Source organism: Pedobacter ginsengiterrae, from assembly GCF_039537385.1.
Classification (GTDB): Bacteria; Bacteroidota; Bacteroidia; order Sphingobacteriales; family Sphingobacteriaceae; genus Pedobacter; species Pedobacter ginsengiterrae.
Map to the genome: position 1 here is coordinate 322,047 of NZ_BAABAK010000011.1, position 13,486 is coordinate 335,532.

The 13,486-nt window shown below is 36.2% G+C and carries 13 protein-coding genes, 1 tRNA gene and 1 pseudogene; 5 read left to right on the top strand and 10 right to left on the bottom strand.

What is annotated here, in order from left to right; translation table 11 throughout:
• Window positions 1–41: 41 nt before the first annotated feature.
• The 3 genes and pseudogenes from ABD692_RS12695 to ABD692_RS12705 form a co-directional block, all read right to left on the bottom strand.
• Window positions 42–854, bottom strand: coding sequence for a hypothetical protein (locus ABD692_RS12695; RefSeq protein WP_344767511.1), 813 nt, complete (start codon window positions 852–854; stop codon window positions 42–44).
• Between the two features lie 52 nt (window positions 855–906).
• Window positions 907–1,119: pseudogene (locus ABD692_RS12700) on the bottom strand (recombinase family protein); the annotation flags it as partial.
• 560 nt (window positions 1,120–1,679) lie between these two features.
• Window positions 1,680–3,482 carry a S41 family peptidase gene (locus tag ABD692_RS12705; RefSeq protein WP_344767513.1) on the bottom strand — a complete coding sequence of 601 codons (1,803 nt, stop codon included), beginning with the start codon at window positions 3,480–3,482 and terminating at the stop codon, window positions 1,680–1,682.
• A 205-nt stretch (window positions 3,483–3,687) separates the two neighbouring features.
• On the opposite strand from ABD692_RS12705, the gene ABD692_RS12710 reads away from it, so the two are divergent.
• The 3 genes from ABD692_RS12710 to ABD692_RS12720 all read left to right on the top strand — a co-directional run bounded on the left by ABD692_RS12710 (window position 3,688) and on the right by ABD692_RS12720 (window position 5,962).
• Entirely contained in the window at window positions 3,688–4,731 is a 1,044-nt protein-coding gene (locus ABD692_RS12710; RefSeq protein WP_344767514.1) for a sensor histidine kinase, read from the top strand.
• Window positions 4,724–5,443, top strand: coding sequence for a LytR/AlgR family response regulator transcription factor (locus tag ABD692_RS12715; RefSeq protein WP_344767516.1), 720 nt, complete (start codon window positions 4,724–4,726; stop codon window positions 5,441–5,443). Before ABD692_RS12710 ends, ABD692_RS12715 begins: the two co-directional genes overlap by 8 nt.
• Window positions 5,444–5,746: 303 nt before the next feature.
• The gene (locus tag ABD692_RS12720) at window positions 5,747–5,962 is read left to right on the top strand and encodes a hypothetical protein (protein ID WP_344767518.1); all 216 of its coding nucleotides are present in this window, start codon (window positions 5,747–5,749) and stop codon (window positions 5,960–5,962) included.
• Here the strand turns inward: ABD692_RS12720 and ABD692_RS12725 are convergent.
• The 4 genes from ABD692_RS12725 to ABD692_RS12740 all read right to left on the bottom strand — a co-directional run bounded on the left by ABD692_RS12725 (window position 5,959) and on the right by ABD692_RS12740 (window position 9,103).
• Entirely contained in the window at window positions 5,959–7,353 is a 1,395-nt protein-coding gene (locus ABD692_RS12725) for a tyrosine-type recombinase/integrase (RefSeq protein WP_344767520.1), read from the bottom strand. The two genes, ABD692_RS12720 and ABD692_RS12725, sit on opposite strands and share 4 nt — an antisense overlap.
• A gap of 17 nt (window positions 7,354–7,370) precedes the next feature.
• Window positions 7,371–7,444 (bottom strand) — tRNA-Ala (locus ABD692_RS12730).
• 319 nt (window positions 7,445–7,763) lie between these two features.
• Window positions 7,764–8,411 (bottom strand): CatA-like O-acetyltransferase, encoded by a 648-nt coding sequence (locus ABD692_RS12735; RefSeq protein WP_344767523.1) that lies wholly within the window; start codon window positions 8,409–8,411, stop codon window positions 7,764–7,766.
• Window positions 8,408–9,103, bottom strand: coding sequence for an HAD family hydrolase (locus ABD692_RS12740; RefSeq protein WP_344767525.1), 696 nt, complete (start codon window positions 9,101–9,103; stop codon window positions 8,408–8,410). The genes ABD692_RS12735 and ABD692_RS12740 overlap by 4 nt, the downstream gene beginning before the upstream one ends.
• A gap of 77 nt (window positions 9,104–9,180) precedes the next feature.
• Here ABD692_RS12740 and ABD692_RS12745 point away from each other — a divergent pair, with 77 nt between their 5' ends.
• Both ABD692_RS12745 and ABD692_RS12750 read left to right on the top strand, forming a co-directional pair.
• Complete coding sequence (locus ABD692_RS12745) at window positions 9,181–9,798, top strand: Crp/Fnr family transcriptional regulator (protein WP_344767527.1); 618 nt, start codon at window positions 9,181–9,183, stop codon at window positions 9,796–9,798.
• A 152-nt stretch (window positions 9,799–9,950) separates the two neighbouring features.
• On the top strand, window positions 9,951–10,577 hold the full coding sequence (locus ABD692_RS12750; RefSeq protein WP_316756513.1) for a carbonic anhydrase: 627 nt from the start codon (window positions 9,951–9,953) through the stop codon (window positions 10,575–10,577).
• 186 nt (window positions 10,578–10,763) lie between these two features.
• Here the strand turns inward: ABD692_RS12750 and ABD692_RS12755 are convergent, their stop codons facing one another.
• From ABD692_RS12755 to ABD692_RS12765, 3 genes are all read right to left on the bottom strand, one after another.
• Window positions 10,764–11,528: an SDR family NAD(P)-dependent oxidoreductase gene (locus ABD692_RS12755; RefSeq protein ID WP_316756511.1), complete on the bottom strand. Its 765-nt coding sequence runs from the start codon at window positions 11,526–11,528 to the stop codon at window positions 10,764–10,766.
• 110 nt (window positions 11,529–11,638) lie between these two features.
• Entirely contained in the window at window positions 11,639–12,478 is an 840-nt protein-coding gene (gene kduI / locus ABD692_RS12760; RefSeq protein WP_316756509.1) for a 5-dehydro-4-deoxy-D-glucuronate isomerase, read from the bottom strand.
• Between the two features lie 146 nt (window positions 12,479–12,624).
• Window positions 12,625–13,485 carry a hypothetical protein gene (locus tag ABD692_RS12765; RefSeq protein ID WP_344767531.1) on the bottom strand — a complete coding sequence of 287 codons (861 nt, stop codon included), beginning with the start codon at window positions 13,483–13,485 and terminating at the stop codon, window positions 12,625–12,627.
• Window position 13,486 lies beyond the last annotated feature (1 nt).

Sequence of the window (13,486 nt, forward strand, 5' to 3'; positions counted from 1 at the left end):
TATTTAAATTTAATGAAGGAACCTGACTAGCAGTTAAGCTTTTAAAAAATGGTCTTAATGGTCTTATCAACCCCTGCAATCAAATCTCCGACTTCTTCTGGCGTAGGCTCGTTGATTTTATTATGGCTACAGAGGTTTCGAATGGCACCAAGACGCTGAATAAATAGCCATTGTGGCGTATCGATAACCGAGTTTTTCTTGAGGGCTTCATTGAGATCGTTAATGGCAGGGTTTTTCTTGATGGCAATATGATGATCGCAAAGAACTTGAAAAAGGTGTTTTTCTAGCACGACACCAGCAACTGCACCTGCTGCGCGCGCAAATTTGTGTTTTAAAAGTTCTTTGGCAGCGGCAAGTTCGGAATCAAAAAAATCGGCCTGTACCAGTTGACGGATATCAAAGAGTGAACTTTCAAAGCGCGCCTGAATTGACTGTAGAATACTAAGCTGTTGCCGAAATTGTGGTAATGCCGCATCCAAACCTACGCTGGTTGCAATTTTGAAACTCTGATTTCTGATATTGCCCTGTAAATAGTCTTCAATCGTGTAATTATCCGATTCCAGGAGTTTTCGGTTCTTGGGTTTTTCATAATATTTAATAAAATCACCAAGGCGGTCAGGCAAAAGTTGTTTGATTAAAACCAGCGATTCAGAATACCATGGCTGATATTTGAGGTCAAAGTCGGGGAGATCTTTAATGAACTTTGTAACTTCTTCATCCGAGTTCATCACTGTACGAATGTTTTTTATGAACTTGTCCTCAAAAACCTCGTAGTTCATAGCATAATACAACTGTTGTCCCAGCTTTAGAAGTTTTTGCAGATCGGATTTATACTTGTCAATATTGGAAGCCATAGTGGAGCGTTTTTTTGTTAAAGGTAAGGGAAATGAGATAAAGTGTTTCAAATCAAATGAGATGTATTTTCAAAATATAAAAGATTTTGAGGTTCTTAAATCGGGGGCTTTCTACAAAAAGTACATTCTTTTCCTCTCCAGCTGGCCTCCGTTTCAATACCTCTATCAGCTTCTTCCATTCAGGTCGATTGAAATTTTTTGCTGAAAAATCTTCACTGTAGATTCCTTTAATCTCAATATTGTTAAAATCACAATATTTCAGAAGACGATCTTCCTGTTATGGCAGTGACTAACCTTTTCTCCTTTGTTCATCATTAATAACACGTACATATAAGTAAGCTGATTTCATATGAATTCAATGATATGTACTATATCACGAACGTTTTTCTAATTAAAAGGTTATTAATAATTTAAGGCAGAACCTTCTAATTGAGTATATGAAATTATAATCTTAAATTGGGGTGATCATGCGAAGTAAAAATGACTGTGGTTTGCGAGAACGTTTATAATTAGTTCAACTAAAAAACAGAAAATAAATCTAGCTCTTTAACTGAAATTATTTGAATATTTTGTTCAATCAAAGAGTGTTCTAAAAACCTCCCTAACTATAAGAGTGCAAGAGTTTTAGAACACAATATTTTTACTTTTTTTGGGAATTTCGGAGTTCTTCCTGCAACTTATTTTTCTCCAAAATCCTTTCCAACACCTCTAAAAAGCCAGAAAGTTGTTCTAAGAATTCACCATTCCCTGTAATGAAAGCAATGCGCTGATAGCGATACATACTTGAAGTAACTAATTTTTTTCACAGACTGTCAAATTAAAGGCCTATTTCCCTTCTCTGATCAAGTTCAATGCTCTTTGTAGATGTACATCTTCAACTCCACTCAAATCTTTGGCAGATACTTTAAAATAAATATCTGGTTTGATACCAACACGCTGAGTTTCTCTTCCATCAGGATAAAAGATACCATTACCAGTAAAACTGAAACGATAACCTCCTGGCAGGGTCAATCTTTTTACATCACCATCAGCACCCGCTGTTTGACTACCGATAATAGTGGCATTGGCATTGAACTGACGTAACATCATAGAAAACCACTCGCCCATGCTTTGGGTATTTTCGTCTGTTAAAATTACTATTTTACCTTTATACAATTCTCCCATGGGCTTTGTGCCGTCCTTAGACATATACATATAGTTTTCAATACCTTCCCTATGAATGAAGGTGCCAGGGTCTTTTAGGTCTGCAGCATAATAACGGGCAAAGGCAAATGGTGCTTTACCCAATACCAATGGCAAATAGTAACCAAATAGACCCGGTGCCTGAGGATATTTCCTCATGTCAAAAACGAGGGCCCTTTTACTTTTCAGTTCAGCTGATAATTTTGCAAGGTCATTGTCTTTTGGCAGGTCCTTATCAAAGAAATTACCAGCCCTGAACAAAGTAATATCACCAATATTTTCTATACCTTTTATTTTTTTCTCTTTAGCCCTTTTTTGCAGAATATAATCTTCAATAATTTTGATACTTTCTCTGTTACGACGGTCTAGCATCACCAGCTTTAGATTTAGATAGGCTCCATCTCTTCTCACCTTTACATTTAAAGTTCCGCCCTTTAAATTGCTAAATGCAAAAGTATCACCCCTGTCATTATTAGATGTACTCAATTGCCTATACTTAACCGCATCATTTGATGCAGGGAGCAATGCTCCTCTTTCCTTAAGCCAACCTTCCATTTTTATTCCATTTATGGCGACAATCTCATCACCTGCTTTCAACGAGCTACTTTTTGCCAAAGAATCGTTTAAGAATTTTTTAACGATAATACCTTTGGCCTCTGCCTTATAATCGAAGGGCGGATAATATCTAACTTTGACAATATCACTGGTCATTTTCAAATTACCGTTTTCCATAAACTCTCCTCCGTGGGTATCATTAATTGCAACCTCTAACATCAAAACACTCTTCTCATAGCTGAGCCTGTTCCTAATCTCCCTGAACATAGGTATCATTGATGTTAGAACCTTTCTCCAGTCCTTGTCCATCATATATTTATAGGGGAAAAGATATTCAATGGCATTCCAGGCCTTTGCCAAGGTCAGCAAATTCATTCTCTCTTCGTTAAATGTATAATTGGTATAAGCAGCCTCATTTGGCAGATCACTTTCATACCAAACTGTTGGAATATATTGATGGTTGCCGCTCAGATTAACCTGATTGGACAATGCTATTAATTGTTTTCTTAAAGCAACCGTATACTTCTTGTCTTTAATCCAATTGTAGTCAACATTTTTAAGCAAATGCCGGTAGCTGTTTAATGCATCGTGGTCGTAGCTGTGTGCTTTTGCGGTGAACGCAGGATCAACTGCTCCAATCATCGTTGATATCAGTTGATTGAATTGCTTTTGATCAGCATTTTTAACCGAATCAATCAGTGATAGAAACACTTTATCTGCATCAAATTTACCAACAATGCTTTTTTGAGATTTGTACTTAACCAATCCCCATATCTGGATGAATTGCTTTATATTCTGATTTTGAGTCTTAATGTTTTTCCTTTGTGCATGTACATTAACTATATGGAATAATAAGACAATCAATAGGAAGTAATATTTAATAGTTTTCATGTAATCTATTTTTTGGTTTGACTCCTCAAATGTTCACATCTTAGCTTACAGAAAGAAAAGCGATTGACCAACGCCAAATGTTTATTGACAAGCAAGGAATTATGAGCAAATCAATCTTGTGTATTTTTTGACCCATCTTGTCAATAAAATTGACCGTTTAGTGTATTTATTTTCCTGCCAATCTTAATTTAACATACTTTTAAACATGAAAAGACGACTATTTTTCTACCTTCATATCGGATATTGGTTACTGGTACTGATGCAGGTGTTGTTGGTAGCCCTGGGTACCGGGGTTCTTGGTACACATTTCGATTGGCGGTTATTTCTCTCCATTGTATTACCGGTTAAAGCTTTACAAATTGCTTGTTCTGCTTTGTTCTTTTATATAAACTACCTTTTACTGATTCCATATGTGTTAAAAAAAGGGACCATCCTTAAATATATACTCTCACTGGTAGGCGTTATCATTGTATTCAGCCCGCTATACTACTTAATGGAACAAATTGTGTATCCTTTAATCGGCTGGAAAAGCTATGACATGGATCTCGACTTCTTTTTCGCTTTCATCGTTGCCTTAGGTGCCAATTTTCTGAATATCTTTTTAGGTCTGTTGTTGAGTTACCTAATGGATTGGCGAACCATCCGTGCCGAAAAAGAAGTTGTAGAGAAGGAGCATCTAAAAACCGAACTGGCCTTTTTAAAATCACAGGTAAATCCACACTATTTGTTCAACACCATTAACGATATCTATTCGCTTACCCAACAACAGTCTGAAGAAGCACCGGAAGCCCTACTTAAGCTCTCTGAAGTGTTGCGTTATATGTTGAGGGAAAGTGATGACCCTTATGTGCCATTGGCAAATGAAATAGATTACCTGAACAATGTCATCGACTTACAAAAAATTGGACAAAAAGGCAATTCACATATCAATTTCAAAGTGGTAGGCAAAATAGAACATCAAAAGATTGCGCCACTAATTCTGATCAATTTTATAGAGAATGCGTTTAAACATGGTGTCTTTAAAAATAGTGAAAATCCGATTGAAATTTTAGTTACTATTGATCATCAGGCTTTTCATTTGCATCTTCGCAATAAAATAAATGTTGCCAAAAAAGACAGAACTGGTGGGATTGGCTTGGTGAATGTCCAAAGGCGCCTGGCATTGATCTATCCAAACCGCCATAAGCTTTTGATTGATCCACAAACTGATACTTTTATTGTTGATTTAAAAATTGACCTTTATGATTAGATGCATCGTTGTAGATGACAAACCCTTAGCCATTGATGTTTTAGAACATTATATTTCCAAAGTTCCATCTCTGCGTTTAATTTTTACTACTGTCAACCCTTTAGATGCATTAAACAAGGTAATTGAGGGTGGAGTAGATCTGGTTTTTCTTGACATACAGATGCCCGAGCTCAGCGGACTTCAGTTCATGAAGATTGTAAAGGGGAAATGTTTGGTGATTTTAACCACCGCTTATGCCGAGTATGCCCTGGAAGGTTTTGATAATGATGCTGTTGATTATTTATTAAAGCCCGTTTCATTTGAACGTTTTTATAAAGCTGTAGAAAAAGCCCAGCTCATCTTAACAGGGTTGGCAGAGATAGCCAAACCAAGCGCCTCATTCTTTGTAAAGGAAAAAGAAGTTAGCCATATCTTTGTAAAAACCGAATACAGACTGGTTAGGGTTAATGTAGCTGATATTCTATATATTGAGGGTTTGCAGAACTATGTAATGATTTATACAGCCAAAGAAAAGATTACCAGTCTGCAAACCATGAAAAAAACCGAAGAGCAGTTACCTGTCAGTCAGTTTATCCGGATTCATAAGTCTTTTATTATAGCCATAAATAAGATCACTAGTATCGAACGAAACCGCATATGCATTGGCGAGAAAATAATTGCATTAGGCGAGGTTTACCGTGAAGCATTTTACAAAGTGATAGCGAATAATTAGCATTTGATAAATATTATTATTTACTCAGGCGGAATTAATAAAATTCATTAAGACAAATTATTTTACAAAAAAAATAGGTATATTTCTAGAACACCAAAAGTCTATTTTTCTTTAAAGATCTTCAACCTTTTCTTGCAATTTATTTTTCTCCAAAATCCTTTCTAATACCTCCAAGAAGCCAGAAAGGTGTTCTAAAAATTCAATATCCCCTGTGGGGATTGATTTGTCTTTCTCAAAAACTTTAGGTATCCCTAGGGTAAGGGAGATTATTTTTATGTATGGTTCATAATTTTACATTATCAAATGAAGAGAAATATTATGACACACAAAGAAAAGTCTCCAAATCTCGAAGTTCGCAATCAAGAACTGTTCGATATTATCTCAGATCTAGCTAGAAAGGTTAATGACATCCATCGTTTGCACTTTTCAGAAGATCAATTAAAAAAGTGTAAAAATCAAAAACAAAAGTTTCTTGCAGAAATCTTGACAAGTCCTGCAAGAAACCCTAAGAAAATTTAAATGGCTGGAATGGCTTTGTCCGACCTAACGAATTTCAGCAGTTCTTTCAGATAGGTTTCCGTTTCCGAAAGACTTCCATGCCTATTGGCCGAACAGATTTCTGCGAGGGTCCATCCTGCCCTGAATTTTCTTACGTTTGACAGGTGTTTAAACGAATAGAGTGTATAGTTTTTATCCAACAAACCTGTTGCCTCCAAACATTTTTTGAATCTATTATAGGCGTAATTTTCTGAGCACATACTCCGTGAGATAAATGTTTGGGCAGAACCAAGCAGAAAATATTCTTTATCGAATTTTTCTATCTGTAGTTTATCCAGTTCAACTCTTAAGCTCACATCAATATTTACAGGGATTGATTTTTTATTCTTTGACACGGTACCTGGTACTGTAATCGTATTTTCCTCCAGATCAATATACTTCAACTGAAGAAATCTAAGCTCCTTCGGACGGATGCAGGTGTAATAAATCATCCGCACAAATAGCTGACAATATTTATCATGCTTATCAAGCCAGTCCATGATAACCTTAAAATCACGTTCCGTAAAAACCTGATGGGACTGTGTCGGCATTTTTTTTCGCGTCTCACAATCAGTTACAGGATTCTCTGGAATATATTTATTAACCTTTAAGTACCGAAAGAAATTATTGAGGCCTATTCTGCAGTTATTATAAGTTACACCCGCCCACTTTTCCTCCCTTTCCTTGAAATTGAGAAAATCGGTTATCTCAAAATCACTGATCGTATTCACCTTTTTACTACCTCCATGGTACTTGATGAAGGAGTTTACTGTTGAACGGTAGGTACTGATTGATTTTGGCCTGGTTCCCTTTGCTTTGTGATAGGATTCAAAAAGAACCAATGCTTCGTCAAGATCAACGCCTATTAGCTCCTTTTTTAGCCTTGCGTTTGCCTGCTCATCCAAAGGATTCCAACCGCCTTCGAGCGCAATGCGGTAAGCTTCGCAGAGATTATTAAAGTTTTTAAGCTTTTGCCTAGGATCTTTGATCCTGTTGAGCTTCCTGGTCACCCTGATCCGCTCCATCCGTTCTTCTGCTGCATTGTGAAAAAAGAACTCAACATACCAACTTTGCCTGGCAACCTCTTTTTCCATCGTACTTCCCGCGGGAACTTTGATAATGTTCCGCCCTTTTACGACACGGGGGACAGTATATGGCAGCTCAGGAATCTCCATGAGGTCAAAATTAGGCCCAGGAGGAGTTCTTCCCTGGAACTTACGTTCGGAATACCCAACCTTTTCTTGGTTATGTTCAGAAGAATTTTGATTTTTCCGCCTTGCCGGACGGGGTGAATTTTTGGTTCCCGAGGCGTTTACTGGCAGACTTGTGTCAGAGTTATGGGACAAAAAATCTTCTAAGTCATTGTTTTTCAACGACTTAGAAGATACCGTGGAGAATATCGGATTCGAACCGATCACCTCTTCACTGCCAGCGAAGCGCTCTAGCCAAATGAGCTAATCCCCCAAAGGATTTGAATCGTTAACAATTTAAATTATCAACTTGGGCAAAAATAGTAAATAGTTTGTCTAAAGCAAATGAAAATTGATCTTTAAACTTAAGGCAAACCCCGCAGCTAAACTACAAATAGCCAATGCAGAAGATAAAGGATAGTTTATGAATAAAAAAAGCAGGAAGGCAGCAATTACCAAAACTATAAAAAAACATAAATGCTTTATAAATGGTGCCCATACAAAGCATCGAAACCGCAAGCAAAATAAATGCAAGAATGGCGATAATGGTTAGAAACATTAACCGAATGTAAAGCCCTTCTGTTACTTAACTATTAATCTTCTATTAATTCAGCAATTTTTTTGTTTAAGAATTCCTGATAAAGATCTGCGAACTGCGAAACATGAAATCCATCCATTAGCGCATGATTTGCATGAATAGAAATGCCCATAATTTTTTTTCCGTTTTCATCTCTAACCTTTCCAAAAGAAATTTTGGGGCAGCTATCTTTGTAAGAGAAATTACGGGCGTGCGAAAGCGAAGTAAAATTTAACCAGGGTAAAGCCGAATAGTGTATTACATTTTCTCCTGATGACGAAGGGATTAATCCTGTGGTATTTTCTACTTTTTCAATTTCTATTAAAGCGTGTTTTCTGAATTCAGAAAAGTCTTTATAAAAATCCATGTAACCAAAACCAAATGTCCCGTTTCCTCGGTTTATGGTTGCTGCAGCATTAACCTCATTATATTTCCAAACTTCTCCATCTATAATACGATATTTAAAATTCTCGATTTGGTTTGCTGCCAGAAGCGATTTATGCAAGTACATTAAAAAAAAAGAAACCCCTAAATCTTTTGCTTCCTTGTAAGTTGAGGTACAGTCAAAATCTACAGTAACACCGAAAAAGGGCTCTTCAAATGCGTTGAAAAAGTTAAAATGGTCTTTTCTTAACCAGTTGTTCAGATCTATTTTTTCTTTCATATAATTAATTTTGGTAAAACATCAGATAGGCTTTCCATCTGGTAAAAATTTGGGTGTTCAATGGTATGTTCAATATGTTCGTGTACCCAGGTGGTATGGTACGGAATATGCGCCGCATGGCCACCTATATTTAAAACGGGTAAAACATCCGATTTCAAAGAATTTCCAAGCATTAAAAACTCGCTTGGTTTGCAGTCGAGGTGCTTTAACAGTTTTGTATAATCACTTTCTTGTTTATCGCTCATTATTTCTATATGGTGAAAATAATGATCTAAACCAGATTTAGTAAGCTTACGTTGCTGATCGAGTAAATCGCCTTTTGTTGCTACAACTAATTTGTATTTCCCGAATAATGTCTTTAAAACTTCTTCAACCCCATCGAGTAATTCTACAGGTTTATTTAACATTTCCTGCCCTAATTGTATGGCTTTATTTATTATTTCTGGATTAACATTTCCATCAGAAACCCGCAAAACAGTTTCAATCATACTTAACATAAAGCCTTTAATACCATAACCATAAAGTGGTAAATTGGCGATTTCCGTTTTATACAATTCGGCTATGATACTATGGTGAGGCATAAAATCTTCTAACAAACCAGCAAATTGTTCTTCCGTTTCTCTGAAATAAGGCTCGTTTACCCAAAGTGTGTCATCAGCATCAAAAGCGATTACGCTAATCTTATTGTTCATTGTTATGATTACTTTTAGTGCGACAAAGTTAAATCAACCAACAAATAAAAGAAAGGACAATTGTCCCGATTGGAAATATGTTACGTACAAACCCTACTTTTTTATCGTTTATTGAATCTTTATTGGGCGAAAAGGAAACGCATCAACATATAAAACTGAAAGATTTTCCTGCAGGATATAAGCTTATTGAGCAGGGCGGTAAAATAAATAATCTTTTTATTATTAAGGATGGAATTACCAAGTGTTTTATTTCCGAAGAAAACGGGAAAGATTTTATTATCGAATTTCTTGGAAAAGGAGAAGTTGTTGGCGAGCTCGAAGCACTGAAAAAAATCGACTGCCTATGTAATGTCGAAACAATAAGCATGGTATCGGCATTCGTTATTCCACATCATTACTTTTTATCGTTAATTGAAACCAATGTAGACTTTACCAGAATTCTGCTGCAAGAATTATCAACCCGAATTATCCAAACCAGCAGTAGAGCTTCCTTCCAACAGCTTTATACTTTAGAGTACGGCCTAACAAAATTATTAAAGCTACAAACCGAGGCAGATTTAGAAATTTCTAAAGAAGACATGGCCGCTTATTTAGGCATATCGGTTCGAAGTTTAAACCGAACATTAAAACAAGTTAAGCTTAATACCAGCTTAAACACAATAGAGATTAAAACGCTATTAGAAAAACTTATTTAGTTCAAATTTTCTCAACTTTTAAGCATTAACCTTGTTTACAAAAGGAATGAAAATATAGTGAAGCGTGTTAATCGAAATAAAAAAATCTTTTATAGTTTTATAAAAAATAACATCCTTACTAACATATTGTATCATAAAAAAATATTAGAAGAATGAAAGTTGAAGACGTATTTAAAAATAACGAGAAATGGATTGCTGACAAGCTATCGATAGATGAAAATTATTTTACTGAATTAGCAAAAGGCCAAACTCCTGAGTTTTTATATATTGGCTGTTCTGATAGCCGCGTAACTGCTGAAGACCTAATGGGTATCCAGCCTGGACAAGCATTTGTGCATCGTAACGTAGCCAATTTAGTAAACAACGTCGATTTAAACGTTATGACGGTTTTAAATTACTCGGTTCGCCATTTAAAGGTGAAGCACGTTGTAGTTTGTGGTCATTACAATTGCGGTGGTGTTAAAGCTGCTATGCAACCTGCTGATATGGGTATTTTAAACCCTTGGTTACGAAATATCCGAGATGTTTATCGTACCCATAAAGATGAATTAAATGCCATTGAGGATGAAGGTAAACGTTACGACAGATTAGTAGAGCTTAACGTACAGGAACAATGCGTAAATTTATTGAAAACTGCTGCAATACAAGAAGCGATTACAGAGCGGGGCTTAACGGTTCACGGTTGGGTTTTCGACATCCGTACGGGTAAATTAATTGATTTAAAAATAGATTTTGATGCAATTTTGAAAGACATCAAAGAAATTTATAATCTTTACTAGTCGTACAGCAGTCCGAATGGGAAGTTAGCATTTTGTATATTATAAGAAAAGTCCGAAGGTTAAGTTAACACAAGTTACTTATCCTTCGGACTTTTTTTGTTTTAAATGTCTGGCTGCTTGCTTATTTGAAAGGCTAAATGTTAGCTCTGTAGTAGACCAATAAACTAATGACCACTAAACCAAAACCTATCTCCCCATCCAACCGCCATCTACGGTTAAAATTGTTCCATGTATATAATCGCTTGCACCTGAGGCAAGAAATAGTGTCGGCCCTTTAAAATCTTCTGGAGTTCCCCATCTTCCTGCAGGGATACGAGCTAAAATAGAAGTACTTCTTTCTTGATCTTCACGCAATGCCGATGTGTTATCAGTAGCAATATAACCTGGAGCAATTGCATTAACATTTACACCTTTAGATGCCCACTCGTTTGCAAAAGCTTTTGTTAAGGATGCTATAGCACCTTTACTTGCTGCATAACCTGGAACTGTAATTCCGCCTTGAAAGGAAAGTAATGACGCTGTGAAAATAACTTTTCCGCTACCACGGGCGATCATATCTCTGCCAATTTCTCTGGTTAAAATAAATGGTGCAGTCTGGTTTACAGCAATTACTTCGTCCCACATTTCATCAGGATGCTCTGCAATTGGCTTGCGTAAAATAGTGCCTGCATTATTTACCAGAATATCGATAACCGAATGTTCGCTTTTAACTTTTTTAGTAAAATCTAACGTTGCAGTTCTATTACTAAAATCGCATTGATAGGCATAAAATTTTCTGCCTAAAGCAATAACTTCTTTTTCCACCGAACTATCCTGAAGTTCTAAACTTGCAGAAACGCCTATGATATCGGCACCAGCTTCGGCCAAAGCTAAAGCCATTGCTTTACCAATCCCTCTTTTGCAACCCGTTACTAATGCAGTTTTACCTGCTAAATCAAATATGTTTGACATTTTTCTTTTCTTATTGAAATTATGTTCTATTTATCTAATAGTCGCCATTTTCGGCCCAAGCGGAAAAATCTTTTAAACTTATTTCGCTCTAATATTTAGGAAAGTAAAATCTACTTTAACTCGGTGATTGCACAATGGTCCATATCGCCATAATCCAGATTTTCACCAGCCATACCCCAAATAAAAGTATAATTACTGGTTCCAGCGCCAGAATGAATTGACCAGTTTGGTGAAATTACAGCTTGGTCGTTTTGCATCCAAATATGACGGGTTTCTTGTGGTTCGCCCATAAAATGGCAAACACTTTGCCCTTGCGGCACTTCAAAGTAGAAATAAGCTTCCATCCTTCTATCGTGTGTGTGTGCTGGCATGGTATTCCATACACTACCCGATTTTAATTCCGTCATACCCATTTGCAACTGACAAGTTGGTAAAACACTATTTACTAAAAGCTTGTTAATTATTCTGTGGTTTGCCGTTTCTGGTGTACCCAGCTCTACAATTTCTGCATCAGCCTTGCTTACTTTTTTTGTTGGGTAAGTATGATGTGCAGGAGCTGAATTAATGTACAGCTTTGTCGGCTGTGCGGCATCTGCCGACTCAAAAGAAACCTCTTTCGTTCCTTTTCCAATATACAAAGCTTCTTTATAATCTAATTCAAATCTCTCTCCATCGGCAATTACAATTGCCTTTCCACCAACGTTAATAATACCTAACTCGCGGCGCTCTAAAAAGTAATTTGCTTTTAAATCGCTAGGATTGGGTAAATCCAGTTTTTGATCAACAGGCATGGCGCCACCAACAATGTATCTATCAAAATGCGATAATGTAAGGTTTACCTGATTTGCTTCAAAAACATTTTCTATTAAAAAATTTTCCCGCAAAGTAGCGGTATCCATTTGTTTAACTTCTTTTGGACTTTGAGCGTAGCGGCTTTCGAATTTATTCATTGGTTAAAATTTGAGATTTGATTAGGGATTTTAGCAAAAGCTAAATTATAATCGCAAATATATTTATACCAAACTTAAAAACTGAATTAATACGCAACTTTATAAGTCTTTTTATTAATTCAATTTTACAGGCTTAAAAGTTCGAATTAATTGATAAAACTAATTCTAAAAGATTTTCTTAAATCGCCAGTTACAGAAGTAATTCCCGCATTTGTTCCATGATTTGTATTGGTACTACTTCCAATCGGTTTTGTAATCACAAACCTAAACTGATTGCCAGCATCGAGTTTAACTACATCAAAAGGAATGGTTATCGTTTGTACGGTATTGGCTGCCATTTGTTCAAATGTGGAGTTTACTGTCGTAACATCTGTCCATAGCCCAAATTTAAGAACCTGAAAAACCAACCTTAAAGCTGTTTTACTGCTGGTTGATGAAATAACAGGATTATAATTCAAAAAGCCTGAAATATCGTAAGAACCGCTTTTATTTACAGTAAATGTCTGCAAATCGCCATTCAAGGTTATGTAAGTTGGGTTTGTAATCGCTATGCTGCTCGTTTCCCACGGGACTGGGATTAATGGTAAACTGGAATTGAAACTTGTTAAAGTTAAACCACTCATTAAATAATCTGTCGGCGATTTCATAAAAAAATCATCTGGCGATAAGCGTACTTGTACATCATTTGTAGATGAATAGGCTTCCCATACCGTTCCATTCCACATATAAATACAATTAGCCTTTACTGGATTTGCGCCCGTAGTAGTTTGAGTATTGTAAACCCACAAACCAACTTTTGGAGAAATAATTGTGCTTACATCTGTTGCACTGTTTAACGCCACTCTTGTCATCAAGAAACCTTTCTTGCTTCCAGCTGGTAAAGCTGATACATCCATATCTAATAAACTAGAAGCTTTTGGCGATCTTGTTCTTAATCCTGCAAGTTGTGCATTGGCATTACTCAGAAACAGGAAACAGAAAGAAAGTACTATTAATAATTTTTTCATC